This is a genomic window from Streptomyces sp. NPDC088124 (genome assembly GCF_040685895.1).
GTDB lineage: Bacteria > Actinomycetota > Actinomycetes > Streptomycetales > Streptomycetaceae > Streptomyces.
This window is the reverse complement of sequence record NZ_JBFBJB010000039.1, coordinates 20,318-44,228: the sequence shown is the minus strand read 5'-3', so window position 1 is coordinate 44,228 and position 23,911 is coordinate 20,318. Positions and strand designations below refer to the sequence as shown.

At 71.2% G+C, this 23,911-nt stretch carries 20 protein-coding genes and 2 pseudogenes; 6 read left to right on the top strand and 16 right to left on the bottom strand.

Annotation, left to right across the window (positions count from 1 at the left end; translation table 11 throughout):
* Positions 1-384: 384 nt before the first annotated feature.
* Positions 385-978, bottom strand: coding sequence for a hypothetical protein (locus tag AB0P17_RS28685; protein WP_365815087.1), 594 nt, complete (start codon positions 976-978; stop codon positions 385-387).
* 352 nt (positions 979-1,330) lie between these two features.
* Positions 1,331-2,737: a glycoside hydrolase family 76 protein gene (locus AB0P17_RS28680; protein WP_365815183.1), complete on the bottom strand. Its 1,407-nt coding sequence runs from the start codon at positions 2,735-2,737 to the stop codon at positions 1,331-1,333.
* A 240-nt stretch (positions 2,738-2,977) separates the two neighbouring features.
* Between AB0P17_RS28680 and AB0P17_RS28675 the strand changes: the two are divergent.
* A pseudogene (locus AB0P17_RS28675) lies at positions 2,978-4,382 on the top strand (VOC family protein).
* Here the strand turns inward: AB0P17_RS28675 and AB0P17_RS28670 are convergent.
* The 7 genes and pseudogenes from AB0P17_RS28670 to AB0P17_RS28640 all read right to left on the bottom strand — a co-directional run bounded on the left by AB0P17_RS28670 (position 4,375) and on the right by AB0P17_RS28640 (position 9,348).
* Positions 4,375-5,913 carry a tripartite tricarboxylate transporter permease gene (locus AB0P17_RS28670; RefSeq protein WP_365815085.1) on the bottom strand — a complete coding sequence of 513 codons (1,539 nt, stop codon included), beginning with the start codon at positions 5,911-5,913 and terminating at the stop codon, positions 4,375-4,377. The pseudogene AB0P17_RS28675 and the gene AB0P17_RS28670 sit on opposite strands and share 8 nt — an antisense overlap.
* 1 nt (position 5,914) lies before the next feature.
* Positions 5,915-6,427, bottom strand: a complete 513-nt coding sequence (locus AB0P17_RS28665) for a tripartite tricarboxylate transporter TctB family protein (RefSeq protein WP_365815083.1) — start codon at positions 6,425-6,427, stop codon at positions 5,915-5,917.
* Positions 6,424-6,843, bottom strand: a complete 420-nt coding sequence (locus tag AB0P17_RS28660; protein ID WP_365815080.1) for a tripartite tricarboxylate transporter substrate-binding protein — start codon at positions 6,841-6,843, stop codon at positions 6,424-6,426. The genes AB0P17_RS28665 and AB0P17_RS28660 overlap by 4 nt, the downstream gene beginning before the upstream one ends.
* Before the next feature lie 56 nt (positions 6,844-6,899).
* Positions 6,900-7,322 (bottom strand): helix-turn-helix domain-containing protein, encoded by a 423-nt coding sequence (locus AB0P17_RS28655; RefSeq protein ID WP_365815078.1) that lies wholly within the window; start codon positions 7,320-7,322, stop codon positions 6,900-6,902.
* 44 nt (positions 7,323-7,366) lie between these two features.
* A pseudogene (locus AB0P17_RS28650) lies at positions 7,367-7,720 on the bottom strand (DJ-1/PfpI family protein); the annotation flags it as partial.
* 165 nt (positions 7,721-7,885) lie between these two features.
* The gene (locus AB0P17_RS28645) at positions 7,886-8,536 is read right to left on the bottom strand and encodes an NAD(P)H-binding protein (RefSeq protein ID WP_365815181.1); all 651 of its coding nucleotides are present in this window, start codon (positions 8,534-8,536) and stop codon (positions 7,886-7,888) included.
* Positions 8,537-8,889: 353 nt separating this feature from the next.
* A complete protein-coding gene (locus AB0P17_RS28640) occupies positions 8,890-9,348 on the bottom strand; it encodes a hypothetical protein (RefSeq protein ID WP_365815076.1) in 459 nt (152 codons plus the stop codon).
* Between the two features lie 4 nt (positions 9,349-9,352).
* Between AB0P17_RS28640 and AB0P17_RS28635 the strand changes: the two genes are divergently transcribed.
* The 4 genes from AB0P17_RS28635 (at position 9,353) to AB0P17_RS28620 (ending at position 11,920) form a co-directional block, all read left to right on the top strand.
* The gene (locus AB0P17_RS28635; protein ID WP_365815074.1) at positions 9,353-9,646 is read left to right on the top strand and encodes a hypothetical protein; all 294 of its coding nucleotides are present in this window, start codon (positions 9,353-9,355) and stop codon (positions 9,644-9,646) included.
* The gene (locus AB0P17_RS28630; protein ID WP_365815072.1) at positions 9,643-10,074 is read left to right on the top strand and encodes a hypothetical protein; all 432 of its coding nucleotides are present in this window, start codon (positions 9,643-9,645) and stop codon (positions 10,072-10,074) included. Before AB0P17_RS28635 ends, AB0P17_RS28630 begins: the two co-directional genes overlap by 4 nt.
* A 77-nt stretch (positions 10,075-10,151) precedes the next feature.
* Positions 10,152-10,883, top strand: coding sequence for a TetR family transcriptional regulator (locus tag AB0P17_RS28625; RefSeq protein ID WP_365815070.1), 732 nt, complete (start codon positions 10,152-10,154; stop codon positions 10,881-10,883).
* A gap of 173 nt (positions 10,884-11,056) precedes the next feature.
* Positions 11,057-11,920 carry a 3-hydroxybutyryl-CoA dehydrogenase gene (locus AB0P17_RS28620; RefSeq protein WP_365815068.1) on the top strand — a complete coding sequence of 288 codons (864 nt, stop codon included), beginning with the start codon at positions 11,057-11,059 and terminating at the stop codon, positions 11,918-11,920.
* Here the strand turns inward: AB0P17_RS28620 and AB0P17_RS28615 are convergent.
* The 7 genes from AB0P17_RS28615 to AB0P17_RS28585 all read right to left on the bottom strand — a co-directional run bounded on the left by AB0P17_RS28615 (position 11,908) and on the right by AB0P17_RS28585 (position 22,132).
* Positions 11,908-12,561, bottom strand: a complete 654-nt coding sequence (locus AB0P17_RS28615; protein ID WP_365815066.1) for a TetR/AcrR family transcriptional regulator — start codon at positions 12,559-12,561, stop codon at positions 11,908-11,910. The genes AB0P17_RS28620 and AB0P17_RS28615 overlap by 13 nt on opposite strands.
* A 120-nt stretch (positions 12,562-12,681) precedes the next feature.
* A complete protein-coding gene (locus AB0P17_RS28610) occupies positions 12,682-15,342 on the bottom strand; it encodes a family 78 glycoside hydrolase catalytic domain (protein WP_365815064.1) in 2,661 nt (886 codons plus the stop codon).
* A 43-nt stretch (positions 15,343-15,385) separates the two neighbouring features.
* Positions 15,386-16,759: an MFS transporter gene (locus tag AB0P17_RS28605; RefSeq protein ID WP_365815062.1), complete on the bottom strand. Its 1,374-nt coding sequence runs from the start codon at positions 16,757-16,759 to the stop codon at positions 15,386-15,388.
* A 201-nt stretch (positions 16,760-16,960) separates the two neighbouring features.
* Positions 16,961-18,772 carry a beta-glucuronidase gene (gene uidA / locus AB0P17_RS28600; protein WP_365815060.1) on the bottom strand — a complete coding sequence of 604 codons (1,812 nt, stop codon included), beginning with the start codon at positions 18,770-18,772 and terminating at the stop codon, positions 16,961-16,963.
* Positions 18,773-18,852: 80 nt separating this feature from the next.
* Positions 18,853-19,776, bottom strand: coding sequence for an SDR family NAD(P)-dependent oxidoreductase (locus AB0P17_RS28595; RefSeq protein ID WP_365815058.1), 924 nt, complete (start codon positions 19,774-19,776; stop codon positions 18,853-18,855).
* Between the two features lie 27 nt (positions 19,777-19,803).
* On the bottom strand, positions 19,804-21,027 hold the full coding sequence (locus AB0P17_RS28590; protein ID WP_365815056.1) for a family 1 glycosylhydrolase: 1,224 nt from the start codon (positions 21,025-21,027) through the stop codon (positions 19,804-19,806).
* Positions 21,028-21,433: 406 nt separating this feature from the next.
* A complete protein-coding gene (locus AB0P17_RS28585) occupies positions 21,434-22,132 on the bottom strand; it encodes a pyridoxamine 5'-phosphate oxidase family protein (protein WP_365815054.1) in 699 nt (232 codons plus the stop codon).
* 240 nt (positions 22,133-22,372) lie between these two features.
* Here AB0P17_RS28585 and AB0P17_RS28580 point away from each other — a divergent pair, with 240 nt between their 5' ends.
* On the top strand, positions 22,373-23,902 hold the full coding sequence (locus AB0P17_RS28580; RefSeq protein WP_365815052.1) for an AAA family ATPase: 1,530 nt from the start codon (positions 22,373-22,375) through the stop codon (positions 23,900-23,902).
* Positions 23,903-23,911 lie beyond the last annotated feature (9 nt).

Genomic DNA, 23,911 nt, shown 5'->3' with positions numbered 1-23,911 from the left:
GGTGCGCGGCCGCGCCCTCGCCCACCACGACGACCGTCCTGCCCGGCCCCGCCCGAGCGCCCATCGCGTTCACCCATTCGTGCCGAACGCAGGAGGTCCGGTAGCCGGCGCGGCGGTTCTCGCAGCGGGACACCCTCACCGTCCACACGGATCGCGCTGTCGCGCTGCACCGGCACGCGGTGCCCCCGACGCCTCCGCCGCCCCCGTCACGCGCGACCTCGGCCCGAAGGGCACCACGTACCGGCCTTCTCTGCCGGAAAGTTCTACTGCCGGGACCGGGACGCCGGCAAGGCGATCAACCGCATACTGTCCTGGTTTCGCCGACGCTGAGTCCCGGAGGGGCGCCGCACCGCGGACGCGGCACGGAACCGGGTGTACGGGGCGCTAGAAGTGCCGCAGGCGCAGCAGGAACTGGCAGCCGCCGGAGCGGCCGTCGGCGTCGATCTTCACCGTGACCGGAGTGCCGACGAAGGCGGAGCGGAACTGGCCCGCGGGCAGAGCGTCCGGGCACTGGCCCGCGTCGCCGTCCGGGTAGAACTGGACGTCGAGGACGATGTTGCCCGTCACGGTGAAGGTGAGGTTGCACCAGCCCGGCTGGCCGTCGGTGTCGACCCTGACGGCCTGCCCGAACACCGGGATCGGCAGGATCGGCATCGAGTAGGTGTCCTGGTAGGACCCGCACTGACCGGCTTCACCGCCGGGGCTGGGCCGGAGCGAGTAGCTGATGGTGGAGCCGGCGAGGGTGCGGTCCGGGTCGTAGACGCCGAACGCCAGCTGGCAGCCGCCGGGACGGCTGTCGGTGTCGAAGCGGATGGCCTGCGTCCAGTCCGGCGAAGGGGCCCACTGCTCCCCGGTCCTCCCGCCGCACTGGCCCGCGTCGCCGTCGGCGTTGAACTGGATGCCGAGCTGCGGAGCGGCGGCGCTGAGCGGGGCCGTTTCCGTCGCGTACGCCGCCGTACTGGACAGACCAGCGACCATGAAAACGCCTGCGGCCAAGAGGCGGGTCAGCGATCTCAGACGTCCGGTCATCCGTAATCCACTCATACGAGCGTCTCCTCGTTCGTGGGCGCGACGGCTGGGCCCGCCGCGCCGCTGTCGTGTGCCGACCGGCCGGTACGCCCGGCGGGTCCAGACCGCAGTATGGGCGCTGACACCCCGCTCGTATCGCCGTGAACACGCCAATCTTTGGGCCCCGGCCGAGGCCGTCGGAGTGCCGGGGTCGCATGGGCACGGGGAGGCCGGTTGAACGCGGGTGGCCCTGGTCGCGCCCCGCTCCCGAGGAGGTGGCCCGCTGTCTCCCCGCCTCGCCTCCGTGCGGGGAGTCGGGAGGTCAGGGCGCCGCGTTCAGCAGGTCGAGCGCGCTGTGCTGGCGTGCCGCGTCCGTCGTGTCGAGCGGGCCGTTCCAGCGGAGCCCGTACTGGCCGAGCGGATTGCGGTCACGGGCGTACGCGGCCTCTGCCTGCCGGGACAGATACGCCGTGTAGGGGTGGTCGGCGAGCGCCGCGTTGAGCTTGCCGAGCCCGCGTACGTGCGCGCCCTTGAAGGACGGGCCGTCGGCCCCGCAGTCACCGCCCTCGCACGGGTCGCGCAGGATGCCGCCGGTGTTCAGGGACGAGGAGGTGGTGGCCGCGTCGGCGATCTGCCGCGCCGTGGTGAGGAGCGCGGTGTCCTGGGTGGCCCGGTTCAGCTCCGTGAGCGCGCCGAGCAGCACACCCTGGTTGTACGACCAGACGGCGGCGCCGTTGTTGCGGCAGGTGGACAGATCGATGCCGTCGTTCACCAGGCGCGCGCTGTTGACCATCCCGGTCCCCTGGAACCACGACCAGCCGGCGCGGGCCCGGCCCAGATGGACGGTGTCGCCGGGGACGCGGTTGTGCAGTGCCGCGTTGAGCTGGATGTAGAGGGAGTTGGCGATGGCGTTCTTGTAGGTCTTCGCGGTGCTCCACCACACACCGCCGCCGCAGACACCGTCCCAGTAGGCGGCCATGTGATCGGCGTCCGCGCGTGCGGTGTTCAGATAGCGGCTGTCACCGGTCGCGTCGTACGCGGCGATCCAGGCCAGCCCCCACCACCCCGTGTCGTCGATGTAGTCGTTGCGGAACTGGCCTCCGTGCGCGTTCAGTTGGCGATTGTAGGTGTTGGCGATGGCGTACCGGTAGCTGGGCATTCCCGAGACGCGGATGTTGTCGATGACCGCGGTGAGCGCGTTGGCCGAGTTCCACCAGCCGGTGGTGTCGAACAGTCCGGTGCCGTTGTTGTAGAACTGCATCTGCGCCGTGGCCGCGGCGGTCCGGCGGTCCCACGCGTTCCAGGTCGTACGTGCCCAGGGGGTGCAGGCGATGTCCGTACGGTCCCCGGCCTTGCCGCAGGCACGCAGGGCGCCGACCCCGTTGGTGTTCCAGTCGTCCACGTTGTACATGAGGGTGCGCCGGCCGCGCTGTCCGGCGGCCACGGTGGTGGCGCCGAGGCGGCTGCCGGAGCTCCAGGTGCGCCCGCCGTCGAAGGACCGGTCGAGCCAGACCTCGTCGCCGGGGCTGCCGTTGTCCGTCGAGGCCCAGCCCATCGCGTCCTGGTCGTCGAAGTGGAGGACGATCGAGCGGGAGAAGAGCGTGGTGGAGACGGGGGTACGGTCCTGCGGCGAGAGCGCCGGGTCGCGGGCGTCGCAGTACGTGTTGCAGATGGCCGCGGTCGGGGCGGCGGCCGCGGCTGCCGCCGGGGCCGCGGCTTGTGGGGTCAGGGCGGCGAGGAGTGCCACGGCAAGCGGCGCCACCAGATGACGCGGCCGGACTGACAGCGTTGTCCACACGGGCGGCTCCGGGATCGGCTGGGGGTGGCTGAGAGCGCTCCCAGAACGTAGGGCAATGACGTGCTCGCGTCAATGCGCCACGAAGTTCCCCGGCCACGCCACGTCTTGTACGTTGCTCCAAAAGGCACGCCGTGGGGTGTGACTCCCGCCAACGGGAAGGCAGCGATCTCGATGACCGGCCAGTGGCAGTTGCGTGCCGCGTTCGCCGCGCGGCTCTCCGACATGTACGGGCGGGAGGTCCCCGCCTACACCACGCTTGTCGATGTCTCCCGCGAGGTCAACGAGGAGGTGCTGCGCGCCCAGGGTGCCGGAGCCGAGCGGCTGGGGTCCATCAGCCGCGTGACCGCCGAGCGGCATGGCGCGATCCGGGTCGGCACTCCACGGGAAATGCGGCAGGTCGCGCGCGTCTTCGGGGCCCTGGGCATGCACCCGGTCGGCTTCTACGACCTGCGCGAGGCCGCCGGCGGCGCGGTCCCGGTCGTCTCCACCGCCTTTCGCCCCATCGCCCGCGACGAGTTGGCGCGCAACCCCTTCCGCGTCTTCACCTCCATGCTCACCCCCGACCGACCCGCGGTTCTTCGATACCGGTCTGCGCGCCGGCCTGGAGACCTTCCTCGCCGGCCGTGAGCTGTTCCCGCCGGAGCTGCTCGCTCTCGCCGACCGGGCCGAAGCCGAAGGGGAACTGCCCGAAGCGGAGGCCGAGCGTTTTCTCCACCTGGCCGTGCGGGCCTTCGAGCTGTCCTCGGAGCCGGTCGACAAGGCCTGGTACGAGAGCCTGGAGCGGGTCTCCGCCGTCGCCGCGGACATCGGCGGTGTCCGCAGTACCCATGTCAACCACCTCACCCCGCGCGTCCTGGACATCGACGAGCTCTACCGGCGCATGACGGAACGCGGCATCGAGATGATCGACACCATCCAGGGACCGCCGCGCTGGGACGGTCCCGACCTGCTGCTGCGCCAGACGTCCTTCCGCGCTCTCGCCGAGCCCCGGGCCCAGCGCGCCCCGGACGGCAGTGTGTTCACCGGGGCGCTACGGGTGCGGTTCGGCGAGGTCGAGGCGCGCGGCATCGCCCTCACCCGCGAAGGCCGTGCCCTCTACGACCGGCTGCTCACCCTCGTCGACCAACGGGCGGCGGCCCACCCCACGGCCGACCGGGGCGAACTCGCCCGCGCCCTGTGGACGGAACACGTGCCCTCCACCGAACGGCAGCTCGCCGCCCGGCGGTTGGCCTACTTCACCTACCATGTGACGCCCGGCCGGCCGCGGGACGGAAGCCGGCCGCCGGCCGGCGTCGGCGAGTTGGTGGAGCAGGGCTGGCTGCGGGCCGACCCCATCGTCTACGAGGACTTTCTGCCCCGCTCCGCGGCCGGTATCTTCCAGTCCAACCTCACCGGCGACGGTGTACGGAACGACCAGCACGCGGGCACCGACTACGACAGCGAGTGGCTGTCCGGTGCCATCGGGCGCCAGGTCCTCGACCCGTTCGCCCTCTACGAGCAGCAGCAGAACGACTCCCTCGCACAGGCCGCCCGTGTCCTGGAACTCGACGGCGCGGGAGAGTCACGGGCTACCTGACCGAGGTCGGCTCCGGCTGGTCGGACGCGCCTTCCTTACGACCCGGCCGGCCGCGCAGGGAACGTACGGCCACCGGGCCGACCAGGGCCGCCAGGGCCAGGAACAGGATGGCCGCGGACAGGGGGCGGGTGAAGAACACCGTCCAGTCACCCTCGCTGAAGGTGAGTGCGCGGCGGAACTGGGTTTCGGTCATGGGGCCGAGGACCGCGCCGAGGATCAGAGGGGCCACGGGGTAGCCGGTGCGGCGCATGAGAAAGCCCAGGATGCCGAAGACCACGGCGATGCCGAGGTCGACGGCGTTCTGCGACAGCCCGTACACGCCCAGCGTGGCGAAGACGATGATGCCCGCGGTGAGCAGCGGCCGGGGCAGTCTGAGCAGCTTCACCCACAGCGGGATCAACGGGAGGTTGAGCACGAGCAGCATCACATTGCCGATGTAGAGACTGGCGATCAGTGTCCACACCAGCGCGGACTGCGTCTGGAACAACTGCGGCCCGGGCTGGACGTCGTACATCTGGAAGGCGATCAGCAGCACACTGGCCGTCGCCGAGGTGGGGATGACGAGGGTGAGCAGCGGCATCAGCACACCGGAGAACGCCGCGTTGTTGGCGGCCTCGGGGCCCGCCACACCCTCGATCGCGCCCTTGCCGAACTGCTTCTTGTGGCGGGAGAGCCGGCGCTCCAGGTTGTAGCTGAGGAAGGTGGGGATCTCCGCGCCGCCCGCCGGCAGCGAGCCGATGGGCAGGCCGATGGCCGTACCGCGCAGCCAGGGCTTCCAGGAGCGCCGCCAGTCCTCGCGGCTCATGCCTATGCGGCCGCCCACGGGGAGCATCTCCTCCTGGGGCGCGCGTCGTATGCGGGCGGCGGTGTACAGGCCCTCGCCGATCGCGAAGAGCCCGACGGCGACGGCCACCACCTGGACGCCGTCGTACAGTTCCGGCACGCCGAAGGCGTAGCGGACCTGGCCGGTCAGACTGTCGATGCCGACGAGTCCGATCGCGAGCCCCAGGAAGAGGCTGCACAGCCCGCGGGCCGGGGCGTCGGCGACGACCGCGGTGACGGTGGCGAAGGCGAGGACCATCACGGCGAAGTACTCGGCGGGCTGGACGCGCTCGGCGACCCGCGACATGGCCGGACCGATGAAGGTGATCGCGACGGTGGAGACTGTGCCGGCCACGAAGGAGCCGATGGCGGCGGTCGCCAGCGCGGCGCCGGCCCGGCCGGAGCGGGCCATGGGATGGCCTTCGAGGGTGGTGGGCACCGAGGCGGTCTCGCCGGGGACGTTCAGCAGGATCGCGGTGGTCGAGCCGCCGTACATCCCTCCGTAGTAGATCCCGGCGAACAGCACCAGCGCGCCGACCGGGTCGAAGACGTACGTCAGCGGGAGCAGCAGCGCGACGGTGGTGGCGGGGCCGAGGCCGGGGAGTACGCCGACGAGCGAGCCGAGCGTGCAGCCGACGAAGGCCAGCAGCAGATGCGTCGGGCTGAACGCGCTGGCGAACCCGTCTCCGAGGTTGGTGAGCACATCCATGTCAGAACGCCAATCGGATGATGCCGGGCGGCAGATGGATGCCCAGCAGACGGTCGAAGAGGAAGTACACGGCCAGCGCCAGCACGAGCCCGACCAGCGCGTCGCGCAGCGGCCTGGCGCTGCCCAGGATGCGGGCGACCAGGGTGAACAGCACCGCCGTGGACTGCCAGTAGCCGAGGGGGCTGAGCGCGAAGAGGTAGCCGACCAGCAGCGCGAGCAGGACGGCGACCGGACGCCAGTCGGTGAGCCGGGCCTCCTCGTGGGCCTGCTCGTTCTGTTCCCGGTCGGCGCCGCGGAAGGCCTGCGTCACGGAGATCGCGGCCGATACGCACAGCCCGGCGCCGACCAGCAGGGGGAAGGCCCGGGGGCCCACATCCTGGTCGGTGGCCCGCTCGGGGATGGCGAACGCCCAGCCCAGTACGATCACCCCCGCCGCGAGAAAGAGCAGCGCCGCGACACGCGGGCCCCAGAACGTCCCGGGGGCCTCGGGGGACGCCTCCTGCTGTGTGCTCATGAGGTCAGCCCCACTTCCTTCAGCACCTGTGTGACCTGTTTCTGCTGCCGGTCGATGACGGCCCCGAACGTGTCGCCCGGCAGCCACACCGCCTTCCAGTCGTTCTGCTCCAAGGTCTGCTTCCAGCACGACGTACGCCGCATCCGGTCCACCATCCGTACGACGGCCTGCTGTTCGTCGTCGCCGAGTCCGGGCGGGGCCATCACACCGCCGATGCTTTCCGTGCTGGCCTCGCCGTATCCGAGCTGCGTCAGGGTGGGAGCGTCCATCCCCTTCGGGGACTCCTTGCCACTGATCGCGAGGACCCGGAGCTTGCCGGCCTCGATCTGCGGCCGGATCTCCGTCAGTGTCGACATGCCGGCCTTGGAGGGCGTACTGGACGCGGTCCGCGCGTTCGACGCCGGTGTGCTGTCCACCCGTACACCGTTGTAGGGATCCTGAAACCAGGTGTCTCGCGCGGACGTTCCGACGGTCACGCGTCCGCTGTCTCGTCCTTGTGACGGAACAGGGTCCGGTATTCCTGAGGGGAGGTGCCGAGGTGCCGATGGAATGTGGCCCGCAGGGAAGCGGGAGCACCGAGACCGGTCAGGCGGCCGATCTGCTCGATGGGCACGGTGGTCGCCTCCAGCAGTTCGCGTGCTCGGTCGATGCGTGCGTCGGTCAGCCAGGTCATGGGCGGGGTGCCGGTCTCCTCGCGGAAGCGGCGGATCAGTGTCCGCCGTGACATGTTGGCGCGTTCCGCCAGGCGGCCGATGGTCAGGGGCTCCGCGAGGCTGTCGAGCATCCACTCCCGCAGGGGCGCGAGTTCCTCTCCGATCGCTTCGGGGCGGAAGCGGTCGATGAACTGTGCTTGGCCTCCCCGGCGCCGCGGTCGGTGGGGATCAGGTGCAGGCACAAGTCGATTCCCGCGGTCACGCCGGCGGACGTGAGGATGTCGCCGTCGTCGACATAGAGCTGATTCGGCAGGACATCGACGTGTGGGTAGCGCTGACGCAACTGCTCGGCGTGCCGCCAGTGGGTGGTCGCGGGGCGCCCGTCGAGCAGCCCGGCGGCGGCAAGGGCGAAGGCCGCGGTGCAGATGGAGACGAGTCGGGCGCCACGGGCGTGAGCTGCTCGCAGTGCGGCCAGAAGCTCGGTCGACAGGCCGCGTCGATGTCGTCGTAACCCGGAATGATCACGGTGCCGGCGTCGTCGAGCGCTTCGAGGCCGGCCGCGACGTTGATCGCGAAGCCGTACCCGGGTACCAGGCCGTTGGGAGGCTGTCCGGATGGTCGGGGAAGGGGCGAGCGCCATATCCTCGGTCCATCAGGTGGTCGGTGCGCGGTTGTAGCGTTCTACCGGCCGTGCCCGGCCGCCGACGCGCAGCACTTCCGTGCCACGGCCGGTCGCCGAGCAGCGGGGTGCCGAGCCCCCCCGGGCAGACCCGCGGGGGCTCGGCACCCCGCTGCGCCCTGTCGGTCAGTAGCCGACGGTGAAGCGCTGCCGGCGGTGGCCCGGCCGCTCGATCTCGTCGACGAGGGCGACCGCGTAGTCCTCCACGGAGATGGTGCTGTTGCCGTCGTCGTCGCTGACGAGGTCGTCCACGGCGGTGCGGTAGCTTCCGGTGCGCGCGCCGGGCTCGATCATGGCCGCGGGGCTGATGTTGGTCCAGTCGACGTCGGTGACGGTCCGGTAGTAGTCGAGGGCGTCGCCGTGGGCGTGCATGATCTGCAGCAGGAAGTCGGGCAGGCCCGGGGCGTCCCACACCTGCTTGCCGTCGGGGGTGCGCAGAGAGCCGGCGCCGCCGACGGTGATCAGGCGGGGTGCCTGCCCGCCGAGGGGCCGCAGCCCTTCGACGAGGGCGACGGCGGCAGGCTTGATGGTGGCGATGTGGCCGGGGCCGTCACCGCCGCCGACAGCGCTGACGACGACGTCCTGGCCCTTCGCGGCAGCGGCGACCGACCGGCTGTCGAGGATGTCGCCGGTGGTGACGGTCAGGTTCGCGTGGCGTTCGGTGACCTTGGCGCGGTCGCGGACGACGGCGATGACGGTGTGGCCACGGTCGAGGGCCTCGCGGACGATGGCGGAGCCGATGGTGCCGTTGGCTCCGTAAACAGCGATGTTCGTCATGACGGTGCTTTCCTTCGTGATCTGTGGTGGTGGTTCGGTGGGCGGTGAGGCGGTAGCGGTGGCGATGTGCCGGTCGGCGCCCGGGATGTGCGGGTACGCCGCCAGGGGCAGGGCCCGCGGGCCGGAGAAGAGGCCGCCGGACAACACTCGCAGCCCGATACGGTCCGCGTTGCGGCCGGTGAACTCCCGCAGCGCCGGGCCCGAGCCGTAGCACCAGCCGCAGGAGGCGTCGAACGCGTACGTCAGACGGATGAGGTCGGTCATGCGGGGCCTCCTGACACGGGTAGAAGTGAGTCATCGGTAGGGGCCGGGAGCTGCGACATCCTTACCGCCGCATATGCTCCCCACTGACTTCAAACGTAGAAGCCGCGAAAGGTTCCGCCCAGGTACGGTGAGGTCTCGGCGTGGTGAAAAACGGACACGAAGCGATCCCGGAGATCCCGTACGTCCCGCCCGCGCCCGGCACGGTCGGGGTCGAGGTGATGCCGATCGCCGAACTGCGCCGCCGCATGCACCGCCTCGGCGGGGCGGACGGCGCGCGGGACGCCGAGGGAGCCGGCCGCGCACAGCGCCCGGACTTCCACCTGCCTCTCACGGTGGAACAGGGGCTGCTCCGGCACATGGTCGACTTCGCCGACTTCGCCGTCACCGACAGCACCTGGCTGTGGGTCCGCCCCGGCCAGGTACAGCGTTTCGGCGACCTCGGCGCGGCGACCGGCACCCTGGTGCTGTTCCGGCCCGACGTCCTCGACCCCGTCACCGCCACCGACGTCGGGCTCGACGCCCCCTTCGGACGCACCCTGCGCGGACACCAGCGTGTCCGAACTGCTCGCCGAGGCGTCCGGCGGCCGGGTCACCCTGCGTACCTCCGCGCCTCCGCGCGCCGCCCAGGTCCTGCACGGCGCGGGCGCCACCGTTCTCGCCACCGGCCCCGACACCCTCGGCGTCACGGGCCTGCCCGACGAGGAGATCGTGGCCCTGCTCGCCCGGAACGAGGTGCCGTTCTCCCAGGTGTCCGCGCACCGGGCGACGCTCGAAGAGGCGTACATGGAGCTCACCCGGGACGCGGTGGAGTACCGGGGCATCCCGGCGGGGGAGGCCACGCGATGACCGCCACCCTCACCCCTCGCCCCCCGGCCACGCGGCGCGCCGAGCGGGGCGGGTTCCTCAGGACGCTGCACGCCGAGTGGACGAAGTTCCGTACGGTACGCGGCTGGGTCCTCGCCATGGCGGGGGCGCTCCTGGTGACGATCGTGGTCGGCCTGCTCGGCACGGCCGCCCCCGCCCCCGGAGGTAGCGGCGCCGGCTCCGCCTCGTACCCGGAGGGCCCCGGCGGCGAGGCCGTCAACGACAGCTTCTACTTCGTCCGCAAAACGCTCACCGGCGACGGCACCCTCACCGTTCCCCTGCGTACGCGGCCCGACGCGGGCAACTCGCGGCAGATCGTGTGCCCTTGTGGTCCGCTGGACCTGGAGGGGGCCCTCGACATCCGATCCGAGGTACTCAGTACCCTGGAATATGCACACTCAGTGTCATAGGTCGACACCTGCGTCTCCCGCCCGCGCAGGAGGCGCCGTCGCCGTGGGCAGGCTCCCTCCGGTGTTAGGTTCCCGGTATGAACGCGGTACAGGGACACGGTCCGGGATCCGGCGACGGCGCTGCGAAGCCCTCGATGAGGGGCGCCCTTGTCGAGGCGGCGTTCGAGTTGTTCTCGGAGCGCGGGTTCGAGCAGACCACGGTCGACGACATCGTCAAGCTCGCCGGGGTGGGGCGGAGGTCCTTCTTCCGCTACTTCCCGTCGAAGGAGGACGTGGTCTTCCCCGACCACGAGGGATGCCTCGCGGAGATGACGGACTTCCTGCGCCACGGCAGCGGCGAGGAGGAGCCGGTGGCGCGTGTCTGTGACGCCGCGCGCCTGGTCATGCGGATGTACGCGGCCAATCCGTCCTTCTCCGTGCAGCGTTATCGGCTGACCAGGAGCGTGCCCGGGCTTCGCAACCATGAGTTGTCCGTGGTCTGGCGATACGAACGCGCCCTCGCCGACTACCTGCGCCGGAGGTTCACCGGTTGGTCCGGCGGAACCCTGCGGGCGGACGTGATCGCCGCCGCCGTCGTCGCGGCCCACAACAACGCGCTCCGTTCATGGCTTCGCTCCGGCGGTCAGGGGGATGTCACGGCCCGCGTGGACCACGCCCTGGAGTATGTGCGGAGTACCTGGGGCCCGGGGGCCGAGGCTCCCGGGGAGGGGGAAGGCGCGATGGACGACGTGGTGGTGCTCATCGCGAAACGCGGAACGCCGATGTGGCGCGTGGTCCGGGGTGTCGAGGCCACCCTCGACGAAACCTGAACCACGCCCCACGTCGCCCCCTTTCCCGGAGGGGACTTAGTTCCTCTACCAGTGGTACTTGGTGCCATACTCTGGCGAGGATACCTGTTCGTCGTCTCTCCGCGGCGCTGAGCGGTGGGCCCGGACGGCGTCGACCGGTCCAGCCGCTACCTCGATGAGAAGAGGCTTTTCGCATGGGTGAGATCGTCACAGTAGGGGTCGTCGGCTGCGGGCTGATGGGTTCCGGAATCGCCGAGATCTGCGCTCGCGCGGGTCTCGACGTCCTTGTCGGCGAGGTCGGTCCCGAGGCGGCGGTGGCCGGCCGGCGTCGCGTCATCGCCTCCCTCGACCGTGGCGTCCGCAGCGGCAAGCTTTCCGAGGAGGACCGGGACGCGGCGCTGTCACGGCTGGCCTTCTCCGCCGATCTGGGGGACTTCGCCGACCGCCACCTGGTCATAGAGGCCGTGGCCGAACGATTCGAGGTGAAGACCGCCACCCTCGCGACGCTCGGTAAGGTGCTCCGGTCCCCGGACGCGATCATCGCGTCCAACACCTCCTCCATCCCCGTCATGGATCTCGCGGCGTGCACCGACCGACCGGACCGTGTCATCGGCATGCACTTCTTCAACCCGGTCCCGGTGCAGAAGCTCGTCGAAATCGTTCCCACACAGCTCACCTCCGACCACGTCGTCGACCACGTCACCGAGTTCGTCACCACACGATTGGGCAAGACCGCGATCCGGGCCCAGGACCGGTCCGGATTCGTCGTCAACGTCCTTCTGGTTCCCTACCTGATGTCCGCCGTCCGGATGCTCGAGTCCGGCTTCGCCTCCGCCGAGGACATCGACGCGGGCATGGTCCTCGGCTGCGCCCACCCCATGGGGCCCTTGCGGCTGCTCGACCTCATCGGCCTGGACACCGCGCAGTCCGTCGCGGAGTCGATGTACGAGGAGTTCAAGGAGCCGCTGCACGCCCCGCCCCCGCTGCTGCGCCGTATGGTCGCCGCGGGCACGCTGGGCCGGAAGACGGGCCGGGGTTTCTACCGCTACGACGAGTGACCGCTTTGGCGCCGGCGGCCCGAAGGGCCGTCCCCGTCGCCCCTGTCGTCCCGGTCGAGGAGCAGGCGCACGAAGTCGTTGAGAGGTCCGGTGACGTCGATATCCTGGTCGAGTACCCACTGCAGCTGAAGGCCGTTGAGTACGGCATGGAAGAGCACCGCGGCGCTCTCGGGGCTGAGCTCCTCGCGCAGCCGGCCGTGGTCCGCCGCGTCGCGGAAGCCCTCGGCGAACTGCGCGCGCCCGCGTTCGTACCGCTCGACGAAGTAGGCATGAGCAGGATGATCCAGGCGTGAGGCCGTGGCGGCGAGTTCGATCCACAGGCGCATCAACTCGGGGGCCTTCTGGTGATGACGGATGAGCTCGCCGAGGTAGGGCGCGAGCTGCTCCGGATGTTCGACCTGGGCCAGGCCCTGCTGCCACTCCTCGGAGTCCCGCTCGGCGAGCACTTCGGCGAGGAGTTCCTCCTTGTTGCGGAAGTGATGGAGGAGCCCGGCGTGGGTGATGCCGGCCCGCTCCGCGATGTCCCGCAGGGAGGCCTTGGCATAGCCGTTCTCGGCGAAACTGTCACGTGCCGCCCGTACGATCTCCGCTCGGCGGGCCGGTGTCTTGGCGTACGGCCCACGCCCCTTCGCCTCACCCACGGTGTGCTCGCTCCCTTCGGCGGTGCCGGTTCGCGCGGGTCCTCGCGTGGCAACGCGTGGCAATGCTGGCTGAAAATTACCATGCGGTCGGATTTTGCCGGGTCGCGTCCGGCCGTCGGCTCAACGCGCGTTCCCCATGGGGCGGGTGGCACGGAAGGTGCCCGGGGCCGCGGTCCCGGCGGTGCCGTCGGGAAAGACGACGCGCGCGGTGGTGCCCGGCGGCACGTCGACGGTGAGGGTCAGCTCGCCGCCGCTCATCCGCCACTCCACCGAGATCGTGCCCTGCGGCGACACGTGAGTGCCTCGGGCCCATGCCAGCGACGGGTGGGGTACGGGCGCCACCTCGAAGGACTCCCAGGCCACCGACCCCGGTGCCTGCCGCAGCCCCAGCGTGTGGGTGTGCAGGAAGCGGATCACGGCGCCCTTGCTGTAGTGGTTCAGGGAGTCGTGGGCGTCTCCCTTCCCGTCGACACCCTCCCAGTCCTCCCAGATGGTCGTCGCGCCGTGGTCGAGCATGTACAGCCAGGACGGTGCGGTGCGCCGGAAGAGCAACTCGTAGGCGACGTCGGCATGGCCGGTGTCGCAGAGCACGGGGAGCAGGTCACCGGTGGCGAGGAAGCCGGTGCCGAGGTGGGTGTCGGCGGCGCGGATCAGTTCGACGAGACGCGCGGCGGAGGCGCTCCGCAACGCGCCGGGGACGAGTCCGAGGGAGAGCGCGCGCACATAGCCGGCCTGGGTGTCGCCGGTGGTGCGTCCGTCGGGGGTGAGGAACTCGGTGCGCCAGGCGTCGCGGACCCGCTCGGCGGTCCGGGTGTGGCGGGCCGCGTCCTCGGTACGGTCCAGTACCCTCGCGACATCGGCGAGGGTCGACAGCGAGCGGTAGAGGAACGCCGTGCCGACCTCGCCCTTGTCGGCCGTGAACCAGGCGACGGGATCGGTCCTGACCGGGTCGACGGGCGTGCCGTCCGACGCCTTCGCCTTCGGCTCGGTCCACTCGCCCCAGTGAAAGGAGCCGTCCCACAGGTACCGCTCATGAGGGAGAGGTTCGGCCGAGCGCTCGGTACGGGAGGGGTGGCGCGCGGTGCGGGCGGTCGCGAGCGCCCACTCGACCCAGCGGACCATCGCCTCCCAGTTCTCGGCGAGGACCTCCCGGTCGCCGTAGGACACGTACATCTCCCAGGGGACGGCGACGACCGCGTCGCCCCAGCCCGCCGAGCCGGTCATCATGGCGAACTGGTCGTCGAGGTGGTGCTTGATACGGCGGCCGTCGGGCGAGAAGTTGGCGATCCGGCCGTCGGGCAGCTGGTCGTCGCGGACCGAGCGGAGCCATTTGCGGCTGAAGCCGAGGACGTCGTACAGGCGTGTGGCGGTCGGTGCGAAGACCTGGTAGTCGCCGGTCCAGGCGAGGCGTTCGCGGGTCGGGCAGTCCGTGGGGACATCGACGGCATTGCCGCGGAAACTCCAATCGGCTATCTCGTGCAGCCGGTTGAGGTCGTCGTCGCTGCACGCGAAGGCACCGGTGCGACGGAGGTCGGTGTGGACGACGCGCATCGAGATGCTCGCGGGATCGAGCGGGGCCCCGGCGCGGCGTACACGCGCGTACCGGAAGCCGTGCACGGTGTGGCGTGGCTCGAACGTCTCGCCCCGCCCCGCCGACACCACCTCGTCGCGCTGCACGAAGGGGACCGGTTCCGCACCGGGACGTACGGAGTCCAGGTGGGCGGTGGTCAGGTCGCCGTCGGCGCCGACATGCTCGCCGTAGTCGACGACGGTGCGGGTGCCGGCCGGCCCGAGCTCGCTCAGGGCGATCCAGCCGGAGGCGTTCTGGCCGAAGTCGGCGGTCCAGCACCCGTCCTCGACCCGCTCGACCCGCAGGGCCGGACGTGACTCCACGACGCGCACGGGCGGCGCGGGCGACCAGTCGATCGCGGGCGCCTCGACCTGGTCCACGAGGACCGGCCGCCCGGTGCCGGGCCTGTCCCGGAAGTCGGTCGTCTGCCCGTCCATGAGGCCGGCCCGGGTGATGGCCGACCGGGTGCTCGTCCAGGTCTCGTCGCTGCGCACGACCTGCCGTGAACCGTCCCCGTACGCGATGTGCAGCTCCGCGCGCGCCCCCGGTACGGTCCCCCAGCCGGCCGGCAGGCGGAAAGCGCCGACCTGGCCCCGGTACCAGCCGTCGGAGAGGACGATCTCGATCAGGTTGCCTCCCGCCTCGACAGCGGCCGTGACATCCGCCGCCTGGGCGTAGAGGGTACGGTCGTAGGAGGTGGACCCCGGGGACAGCTCGGCGGTACCGGCCCGCTCGCCGTTCACGTACGCCTCGTACACACCGAGTGCCGTCGTGTACAGCCGCGCCGAGCGCACCTCGGGCCGTGCCTCGAACCGTGTCGTCAGGGTGTGGGCCGGGCGCCTGCCGTAGCCGGGGTCGCCGGATTCGGCCGGCGATATCCAGCGCGCCCGCCAGTCCTCGTCGAGGAGCCCGACCTCGAACGTGCTCCACTCCGACCACGGCGACGGGCCCTCGGTGTGCCCGGCCCGCACCCGCCAGGCCACCCGCCGGCCGCTGCGCAGCGCCGCCCAGGGCCAGGGGAGGAACCGGTGCCGGCCGGGCGCGGCCCGCACGGCGGGCCGCGCCGCACCGTCGACGGCGCACTCCAGCTCGTATCCGCGCGGAAGTCCCACGCCCGACGGCGGCTTCCACGACAGGCGGGGTGCGGGACCCGACACGGCGAACTGGTCACCACCGCTGGCGATACGCAGGTCGAACGGCGCAGTGTTCATGCTCTGCCTTCTGTGGGATCGGTGACGTGAGGGGTAGGACGCGTCACCGGACCGACCTGACCTTGAACTTGATGATCAGGCCGCCGGCCAGGGCGAGGACCGCGCCGCTCAGATAGAGCTGCGTGTAGTTCTTCTCACCGCCCGTCACACCGATGGTGATGATGAGCGGGGCGATCAGCGGGGCGATGGCGCTGGGGATCTTCTGCGCGAACGCGACGACCGCGAGATAGCGGCCGGCCTGTGCCCGGTCCGGGAGGACGGCGAACACGATCGCCTGGTCGACCGCGCTGAACACCGCGATGGCCAGCTGCATCAGCACCGCGCCGATGACGAGTTGCGGCAGCGAGTGGGCGAACGCCTCCACGACGGCGCCGACGACGAAGACCCCGGAGCCGATCAGGGTGAACAGCTTGCGCCGGCCGAGCTTGTCGGAGAGGAAGCCGCCTCCGATGGCGCCGCCCGCCGCCGCCAGTATTCCGATGGTCCCGATCGTCGCCACGACACCGGCGACCTCCTTGATGGGCAGGTCGAGCCGCTGGGCGTAGAAGAACGTGCCGAAAGTGGTGTTGAAGTACAGGCCCATGAAGAAGACGAAGCGGCCGAGCCAGTTCCAGCCGAAGTCCGGGTACCGCCGCGGACTGAATCCGTAGCTGGCGACGAGCCCCCTGAGGGTCACATCGCCGGTACGGACGAGTTCACGGGAGTCCCCTTCCGGTTTGAAGACGGGGAACAGCAGCAGCAAGGCGGCGCCGAGGACGCCCGGGACCAGGAACACCAGGAGGGTGCTGGAGGCCACCGCGTACGCGATGCCGATGCCGATCACCGGCGCGACCTGGCTCGTGACACCGGTCAACGCCGAGACGCGGCCGCGCTGTTCCTCGGGCACGCGATCGGCCTGGACGTTCTGGATGGCCTGCCCCGCCGTGGACCAGCCGACCATGCCGACGACCCACGACAGGCCCACCAGGAACACGGTCGGCGCGGCGCTGACACCGAAGAGCGCGATGACGCCGAGGACCGTCCCGGTGATCAGGAACGGTGTCCTGCGGCCCAGGCGGGAGCGCGTCCGGTCGCTCCAGAACCCGATCAGGGGACTGAGGACCAGATAGACGAACTGGGCCGACCCGGTGACGTATCCGAGCAGTTCCTCGCGTCCGGGAGTGAGTTCGGAGATACGCAGGGCCAGCGAGTACGACAGCGGAACCATCAGCGCCAGCGAGGCCCCGAAGTTGCCGATCATCATCCAGGAGATGTAGCCCGCGCCGACCTTCTTCAGCGGCGGGGCCGTCGGCCCGAGGGTGTCGGCCGGTTGCCCGCCGTCGCGCTGCGCCGGCTCCGCGTGCTCTTCGCCGTCCTCTCTTTCCGGCTCGGCCGGCGGGGGACCGGTCACGCTGGTGTCACGATCGTTCTGAGGCATGAGGACTCCTTCGTCTCATGTCCGCCGGGGGCACGGCGGTTGGCGGAGGGCGGCACACGCGTTCGCGCCTGATCCGGTGGGGCCGGCCGCGGAGCGGAGTGTGACCGGGCCGACCCGGCGGCCCGCCGCATCCCCGGGCGCCGCGCCGTCGGGTGCGACCGCGTCGGCCGGATGCCGGGGGAACGGGTGGGGGGAGAAGTGTCAGTCGTGCGTGGCAGGTCCTGGCTTGCGTCCGGCCAGGCCGCGCCAGCGGCGGCGGAGCGCGAACGCGGCCGTCTTCGGCTTGCGGTCGCGGGTGAACACGCCCTTCTTGTTGCCGTCGACGCGGTGGATGCCGGCGGAGGTCTGGAAGTCGGCGAAGTTCCAGACGTGTTCGCCGATGAACTCGGGGATGCGGTCGAAGACGCGGTGGTACATGGCGAGGTAGTCGCTCTGGTACTCCTCGCTCCACGGGGTGTCCCAGACGGAGTGCAGGCCGGGCTGGGTGTCGGCGCCGTACTCGGACATCATGACCGGTCTGCCGAAGCGCCGGACCCAGCCGCGGAGGTCCTGCTCCAGGTGGTGCTCGGCGGTCGCCAGGTCGCCGGTGAAGAGGTACCAGCCGTAGTAGCGGTTGATGCTCAGCACGTCGAACAGGTCGCCGATCAGGTCGTTCCGCGGCGTCGCGAACATGACCGCGGCGTAGGTGAGGGGGCGGGTCGGGTCGAGCGCGCGGGCCAGCCCGACCAGCGGCTCGAAGTACTCCCGCGCGCCGTCCTCGTTGGAGGCCGGTTCGTTGGCGAGGCACCACATCACCACGCTCGGGTGGTTCTTGTCCCGCTCGATCAGTTCCCGAAGGTGCTGGGCGTGGGCGTCGCGGGTGAGTCCGCCGAAGTTCTCCGGTGCAAAGGTCGGGGTCGGCGCGGCCCCCGTGAGGCCCCCCATGACGCCCAGGTTGAGGCCGACGGCGGCGGTCTCGTCGATGATGACGATGCCGTGCCGGTCGGCGAAGTCGAGGACCTCCTCGGCGTACGGGTAGTGCGAGGTGCGGAAGGAGTTGGCGCCGGTCCACCGCATGAGCTGGAAGTCGTGGACGAGGTGGGCGTCGTCGTGGCCCTTGCCCCGAACGGGGGTGTCCTCGTGCTTGCCGAAACCGGTGAAGTAGAACGGCTCGCCGTTGACGAGGAACTCGGTGCCCCGCACTTCGACGGTGCGGACACCGAAGGGCTGGGGGTAGCTGTCGACGGTTTCGCCGTCGGCTGTCAGCTCCACCACGAGGTCGTAGAGATAGCCGGCACCGGGCTGCCAGAGAGTGACATCCTCGATGCGCAACGTACCTTCGGATCCGTGTGCCTCCGCCACGGTCCGGCCCGCCTCGTCGGTCGCGCGCACCCGGACGGCGGTCACGCCGGCGGCCTCGCCGCCGGTCTCCACGCGGTAGTCGACGGTGCCCGCCGGGCCGTCCCGTCCGGTGACGACCGTGATGTCCTCGACGAAGGCCGGCGGCGTGCTGCACAGGCGGACCGGGCGCGCGATGCCCGCGTAGTTGTAGAAGTCGTGCAGGTACGACTGGCGGGCGCGCCCGTCGGGGCCGGTGGTGACGGTGCCGGGCGGGATCGTCTCGTTCGTCAGCCGGTTGTCGACACCGACCGTGAGCCGGAACTCCGCGCCGGGACGGACGATTCCCGTCAGATCCGCCTCGAACGGGGTGTAGCCGCCGGTGTGTTCGGCCACGAGCCGGTCGTCCGCGTAGACCCGCGCGGCGTGGGTGACGGAGCCGAAGCGGAGGACCACCCGTTCCCCCGCCCAGCCGCGCGGCACCCGCACGTCGCGCTGGTACCAGGCGATCCCGACGTGGTCACGGATCTCCGCCTCCACGAACAGGTCGTTGTAGCTGGCGGGGACGGGCGCTTCGAGGGGCGAGGGGAGGCGTGACATCCACGGGGTGGCACCGGCGCGGGTGTCGAGGGCGAACCGCCAGAGGCCGTCGAGGCTGACGACGTCGCGGGTGGGGCTGGTGCGGGGCGCGAGCATGGGGCTCCTACATTCCTGCGTGTGGTCGCCGGGCAGTGGTCCGAGCGGCGACGGGGCCGGGGCTGGTGCGGCGTCGCGGATCAGATCGTTTCGCCGGCGTCGGCGAGAAGCGTGCTCCCTGTCATGAAGGCCGAGAGGTCGCCGGCGCAGAACAGCACCACCCGGGCGATGTCGTCAGGTACCCCGAGCCGGCCGAGCAGGCTCGGGCGCATCACGGACGCGATGTCCCCGGCGTCCGTGGGGACTTCGGTGGTTCCGGCGTCCGCGGGGGCTTCGGCGTTCCCGGTGCTTCCGGCATCCCTGCGGGCCTCGGTGTTCCCGGTGCTTCCGGCAGCGCGGCTGTCCGCGAGGGCCGCCGCGGCCGCCGCCATGTTCCCCTCGGTCGGTACGTACGTCGGTGCGACGCCCAGTACCCGGATGCCGAACGGGGCGAATTCAAGGGCGAGTTGCCGGGTGATCCCGCGCACCGCGTGCTTGGAACCCACGTACGCGGCGAGCCCGGGGGCCGTCCCCCGAAACCCGGCCGTGGAGACCACGTTGACGATGACACCGCCGCTCCCGGCCTCGCGCATGCGGCGCGCGGCCTCCCGGGAGCCGAGGAAGACACCGCGCGTGTTCACGGCGAACACCTCGTCCCACGTACCGCCGGACATCTCCAGCGCGGGGACGCTGGGGAAGATCCCGGCGTTGTTGACCCAGATGTCGAGCCCGCCCAGCTCCCGGACCGCCAGGTCGGCGGCCGCGGCCACGCTCTCCGCGTCGGTGACGTCCAGGTGGGCGGCGAGCGCACAGCCGGGGCGGCGGGTGTTCAGGTCCTCGGCGACGGTGGCGGCGAGCTCGTGCGCGATGTCGGCGACGAGCACGTCCGCTCCCGCCTCGGCCAGGCGCCGGCTGACGGCGCGGCCCAGTCCGCGGCCCGCGCCGGTCACGACGGCGCGCCGTCCGGACAGCGAGATCAGTTCGGCCAGGGGCCGCGACGAGACGTCGGGAACGGATACCTGCACGGTGTGTCCTCCGGTGGCGGGGAGCGGTCAGCGGCACGCGCGGCGAGCGGTCTCGCCCAGCCACGCGAGGCTGGGCTTGGGGCGGCGCTCGAAGGTCTCCCGGTCGACCTCGACCAGGCCGAACGTCGGCTCCCAGTGGCCCCACTCGTAGTTGTCCAGCAGGCTCCAGTGCAGGTAGCCGCGCACATCGACGGTGACGTCGCCGTTGCCGGCGCCTCCGGCCATCGCCGCCCCGAGGTGGTCCAGGGCCTCGCGGGTGTAGGCGATCCGGCGGGTGTCGTCCCGGGTGGCGATCCCGTTCTCGGTGATCAGGATCGGCATGCCACCAGTGACCTCGGCGGTGTGCCGTACCGCGATGCTCAGGGCGTCGGGCCGGTAGGCGGTGCCGACGAGTGTGTTGTCCGGGTGTTGCGGGTGGGGCTCGACGCCGTCCGGGCCGACCCACTGGCTGGAGTACGACTGCACGCCCACGAAGTCGTCGCCGCGTGCTCCCCGCAGGTACAGGTCCTCCCAGACGTACTCCAGCTCCCGCTTCTTCGTCTCGGCCCCCGGGCGGGCGACGAAGGCGCGATTGGCGACCGTCCAGCCGACCTTGGCGCCGGTGAGGTCGCGCAGCACCTCCCGGACGGCGTGGTGTGCCTCGACCAGCCGTTGGCCGGTCTTCACATCGGGGGCCGGCAGCGGCGGTCGCGGGCCCTCGTGGTCGACGGTGGGGCTCTGCCACTCCTCGGCCGCCTGCTGGTTCCGCATGGCCCGCGCCATGTCGACCATGATGGCCAGCATGTTCGGCTCGTTCATGGTGACGACCCACTCGACGCCTTCGAGGATCGGGGACACCGCCTCGGCGTACGCCCGGAACCGCTCGACGGCGCGGTCACCGAGCCAGCCGCCCTCCTCGGCGAACCAGAGCGGGCCGGTGAAGTGGTGCAGGGTCACGACGGGGGTCAGGCCGAGCTCGCGGGCCGTGTCGATCATGCGCCGGTAGTGGGCGAGTTCGGCCCGCGAGAACATCCCGGGGACCGGCTCGATCCGCGCCCATTCGATGCCGAAGCGGTAGGCGTTGAGCCCGGCGTCGGCGAGCAGTTTCATGTCCTCGCGGTACCGGTGGTAGCTGTCGCAGGCGTCACCGCTGCGCTCCATGCCCGGCATCCGCCCCTCGCTCGCCCAGAAGTCGCTGTTGAGGTTGTTGCCCTCGATCTGGTGCGGTGCGGTGGAGGCTCCCCAGAGGAATCCGGGACCGAACTCGATCATCGTCGACTGCCTTCCTGCGTGTCGGTGGTGACGGGCGCCGGCTGCGAACGATTACCACGTGGTTGGTTTTCGATCGGACCGTAGACCGGGATCACAAGGGTGGGAAGGTCGCCGATCGGCTTCGTGATCAGAACGTTACGCGGATGGTGTGGCGGCAGTTCACCTCGCACTGAGGGTGGAAGGTGTGCCGGGAAGCCTGGTCGGCGTCGTAACAGCCGCGCCTGGAAGGCGGTTCGTCGTCACGCGGGTGGCGCCGGGCAGTTCGTGCGTGCGCCGGAGACCAGGGCTTCAGTGCCTCACGAACACGTCACTTCCTTCAGACCTCGCCCCGGAAGGGCGGTTCCCGGGCGCTTCGGTCCGGGCGGTACCGGTGGAGCCTGGAGCGCCCGGGCGCGCCCCGTCGGGGTCAATCGCCCGCCGGGGGCTGGATGTCGATACGGCGCCCCGTCGTGCGGGTGGGGGCGATCGACACCCACAGCCGGCGCTCGCCGCCCGCCCACGGCGTGGTGCGTGCGTGCCGGTCCAGACGCCGCACGTCGTTGTCGCCGGTGACGGCCCGCGCGGTCCCGACGACGTTGACGCTCCAGCCCCTGCTCATCGCGTCGTCGATGTGATCGGTCTCGAAGGCGACCTCCTGGCCGACGGCCTCGGCCGCCGCTGTTCCGGGAGCGGTGCGGTACGCGACGTCGTCGCCGACGACGACGTAGTTGACGGGAACGACGGCCGGGCCGTCCCACGTGGAGACCGCCACTCTGCCGACCCCGTGGGTGGACAGCAGCTCACGGCATTCCTCGGTGCTGAGAGTCGTCAGCGCCGGATGGTAGGCGGCCAGCCCCGTGCCCGGGGGCAGTTCCGTCGTGCTTCCGGTCAGTGTGTCGACCGTTGTCTCCAGGGCGTCGGCGAGCCGCAGCAGGAATCCGATGCCCGGGGTCGACTGCCGTTCCTCGACGAACTCGATGTAGCCGGGAACGGATCCCGCTCGCGCGGCCACCGCCTCCCGGCTCAGTCCCAGCTGTTCCCTGCGAGCCGTGACACGCCTGCCCAGGTCGCTGCGGGGTGCGTGGACGGTCCGCCCGCGCGATTCCCCTCGCCTGTGATCCGGCATGGTGAACGCACATCCTTCGGGTTCGGGAACGAGCCCCTTCTGTCACTTGTCACTGCCACACTGTGCGCCGGACCTGGTCCGGCGCGTGGGCCGGACGGTTCCCCGCACAGGGCTGACCGGCCCCACGGGTCCGTGGAAGGACTACTCGGCCCTACGCGACCGGGGCAGTGGCCGCGCACCATGAAGAGGCTGGGACCCCGGCCTCGGCGTGGGGCCGGTCGCTGTACGGAGGAGCCGGTGATGTCATCGAATTCCGGAGAAAGGCCGAGCGGCGCGGACATCTCGCGGACCGCAGCGGTGGCCGAGACGCACACCGCGGTCGTGGTATTCGTCGGACACCACGCCTACAAGGTGAAGAAACCCGTCGACCTCGGCTTCCTCGATTTCCGCAGTCCTCGTGCCCGGCGCGCGGCGTGTGAGCGGGAGGTCGCGCTCAACCGGCGCTTCGCCCCCGACGTGTACGACGGAGTCGCCGAGGTCAGCCTGCCGTGGGGCGGCCCGCCCGAGCCGGTGGTGGTGATGCGCCGGATGCCGGCCGAGCGCGGACTCGCGCATCTGGTCGCTGTCGGCGCACCGGTCGATGACGCGCTGCGGCGGACCGCCCGGGTGCTCGCGGCATGCCACGCCGATTCCCCGCGGAGCGCCGTGATCTCCCACGAGGGAACCCGGGACGCCCTGCTCGCCCGCTGGGAGGCGAGCTTCGAACAGATCCATGCCCTGGACGGGCGGCCTCCCCTGCCGCACATCGGTGAGACAGCGCATCTCGTACGCCGCTATCTGGCCGGCCGGAAGGACGTCTTCGACACTCGTGTCCGTGAGGAGCGGGTGGTCGACGGCCACGGCGACCTGCAGGCCGAGGACATCTTCTGTCTCGACGACGGTCCCCGCGTCCTGGACTGCCTGGAGTTCGACGACACACTGCGCTACGTCGACGGTCTCGACGACGCCGCCTTCCTCACCATGGACCTGGAACGGCTGGGGGCGCCGCAGGCCGCCGCGTACTTCCTCGCCCGGTACAGCGAGTACTCGGGTGACCACGCGCCTCCTTCCCTGCGCCACCACTACGTCGCCTATCGCGCCTTCGTCCGCGCCAAGGTCGCCCTGTTCCGGGAAGAGCAGGGCGTGCCCACCGCACGGTTGGAGGCGGAACGGTTCGCCGACATCACGGTGCGCCACCTGCGGACCTCGGCGGTACGGCTCGTCCTGGTCGGCGGTCTGCCCGCCAGCGGCAAGTCGACCCTGGCCGGCGCGCTCGCCGACCGGCTCGGCCTCACCCTTCTGAGCAGCGACCGGCTGCGCAAGGAACTGGCGGGCCTCCCGCCGGAGCGGCCCGCGCCCGCGGAGTACGAGAAGGGCGTCTACACCCCCGAGTGGACGAGGCGCACCTACGGCGAGCTGATCGACCGCGCCTCGGCGCTGCTGTCCGCCGGGGAATCCGTGGTGCTCGACGCGACCTGGAACGCGGGGGAGTGGCGGAGGGCCGCGGCCGAGGCGGCCCGGCTCCACGGTGCCGATCTTGTTCCGCTGCGCTGCGAGGTCCCGCGTGAGGTCGCCGCGCACCGGCTCGCGGCCCGCCCGCCGGGCCCGTCCGACGCCGGCCCTGATGTGGGCGAGGCCATGGAGGCGGCGGCGGAACCGTGGCCGGAGGCCGTCACGCTGGACACCAGCGGGCGCCTGGAAGCCGCGGTCGGGCGGGCGGTCGCGGCGGTACGGCCCGACGGCGCCGAACGGACGAGCGTCTTCCGGCGGCCGTACATGGCGCCCGACTGAGCGGTCCGC